Source organism: Streptomyces sp. NPDC005794, assembly GCF_042871445.1.
In the GTDB taxonomy this organism is placed as follows: Bacteria; Actinomycetota; Actinomycetes; order Streptomycetales; family Streptomycetaceae; genus Streptomyces.
On record NZ_JBIAIN010000050.1, the window covers coordinates 1 to 2,535 of the forward strand.

The 2,535-nt window shown below is 56.3% G+C and carries 1 rRNA gene; it reads right to left on the minus strand.

The window, feature by feature from the left end:
• Positions 1-2,388: ribosomal RNA gene (locus ACFYQ5_RS35975) — 23S ribosomal RNA — on the minus strand; the annotation flags it as partial.
• Positions 2,389-2,535 lie beyond the last annotated feature (147 nt).

The window sequence follows — 2,535 nt, forward strand, 5'->3', positions numbered from 1 at the left end:
CGACTCCACAACCACTGGCGTGGCCGCTTCAAAGTCTCCCACCTATCCTACACAAGCCGAACCGAACACCAATATCAAACTATAGTAAAGGTCCCGGGGTCTTTCCGTCCTGCTGCGCGAAACGAGCATCTTTACTCGTAGTGCAATTTCACCGGGCCTATGGTTGAGACAGTCGAGAAGTCGTTACGCCATTCGTGCAGGTCGGAACTTACCCGACAAGGAATTTCGCTACCTTAGGATGGTTATAGTTACCACCGCCGTTTACTGGCGCTTAAGTTCTCAGCTTCGCACACCCGAAAGTGCACTAACCGGTCCCCTTAACGTTCCAGCACCGGGCAGGCGTCAGTCCGTATACATCGCCTTACGGCTTCGCACGGACCTGTGTTTTTAGTAAACAGTCGCTTCTCGCTGGTCTCTGCGGCCACCCCCAGCTCAGGAAGCAAGTTCCCTCACCAGCGATGGCCCCCCTTCTCCCGAAGTTACGGGGGCATTTTGCCGAGTTCCTTAACCATAGTTCACCCGAACGCCTCGGTATTCTCTACCTGACTACCTGAGTCGGTTTAGGGTACGGGCCGCCATGAAACTCGCTAGAGGCTTTTCTCGACAGCATAGGATCATCCACTTCACCACAATCGGCTCGGCATCAGGTCTCAGCCTTAATGTGTGACGGATTTACCTACCACACGGCCTACACCCTTACCCCGGGAACTACCACCGCCCGGGTTGGACTACCTTCCTGCGTCACCCCATCGCTTACCTAGTACAAGTCTGGTTCGTCGGCTCCACCACTACCCTCAACTCCGAAGAGATCGGGCCGGCTTCACGGACTTAGCATCGCCTGATTCAGTATTGGGCGTTTCAAAGCGGGTACCGGAATATCAACCGGTTGTCCATCGACTACGCCTGTCGGCCTCGCCTTAGGTCCCGACTTACCCTGGGCAGATCAGCTTGACCCAGGAACCCTTAGTCAATCGGCGCACACGTTTCTCACGTGTGTATCGCTACTCATGCCTGCATTCTCACTCGTGAACCGTCCACAACTCGCTTCCGCGGCTGCTTCACCCGGCACACGACGCTCCCCTACCCATCCATACAGGCGTTGGCCCTATGCGTATGAATGACACGACTTCGGCGGTACGCTTGAGCCCCGCTACATTGTCGGCGCGGAATCACTTGACCAGTGAGCTATTACGCACTCTTTCAAGGGTGGCTGCTTCTAAGCCAACCTCCTGGTTGTCTCTGCGACTCCACATCCTTTCCCACTTAGCGTACGCTTAGGGGCCTTAGTCGATGCTCTGGGCTGTTTCCCTCTCGACCATGGAGCTTATCCCCCACAGTCTCACTGCCGTGCTCTCACTTACCGGCATTCGGAGTTTGGCTAAGGTCAGTAACCCGGTAGGGCCCATCGCCTATCCAGTGCTCTACCTCCGGCAAGAAACACACGACGCTGCACCTAAATGCATTTCGGGGAGAACCAGCTATCACGGAGTTTGATTGGCCTTTCACCCCTAACCACAGGTCATCCCCCAGGTTTTCAACCCTGGTGGGTTCGGTCCTCCACGAAGTCTTACCTCCGCTTCAACCTGCCCATGGCTAGATCACTCCGCTTCGGGTCTAGAGCGTGCAACTCAATCGCCCTATTCGGACTCGCTTTCGCTACGGCTTCCCCACACGGGTTAACCTCGCTACACACCGCTAACTCGCAGGCTCATTCTTCAAAAGGCACGCAGTCACGACTGTTGCTCCGAAGAACAACAGCGACGCTCCCACGGCTTGTAGGCACACGGTTTCAGGTACTATTTCACTCCGCTCCCGCGGTACTTTTCACCATTCCCTCACGGTACTATCCGCTATCGGTCACCAGGGAATATTTAGGCTTAGCGGGTGGTCCCGCCAGATTCACACGGGATTTCTCGGGCCCCGTGCTACTTGGGTGTCTCTTAAACGAGCCGTTAATGTTTCAGCTACGGGGGTCTTACCCTCTACGCCGGACCTTTCGCATGTCCTTCGCCTACATCAACGGTTTCTGACTCGCCTCACAGCCGGCAGACTGTGAAAAAGAGATCCCACAACCCCGCATGCGCAACCCCTGCCGGGTATCACACGCATACGGTTTGGCCTGATCCAGTTTCGCTCGCCACTACTCCCGGAATCACGGTTGTTTTCTCTTCCTGAGGGTACTGAGATGTTTCACTTCCCCTCGTTCCCTCCACACTGCCTATGTGTTCAGCAGCGGGTGACAGCCCATGACGACTGCCGGGTTTCCCCATTCGGAAACCCCCGGATCAAAGCTTGGTTGACAGCTCCCCGGGGACTATCGTGGCCTCCCACGTCCTTCATCGGTTCCTGGTGCCAAGGCATCCACCGTGCGCCCTTAAAAACTTGGCCACAGATGCTCGCGTCCACTGTGCAGTTCTCAAACAACGACCAGCCACCCATCACCCCACCCTTACAGGCGAGTTCACTGGGGCCGGCAACCGAAGGCAGCCTTACGGCCATACCTTCAGATACCCAACAGCGTGCCCGACCCGACCG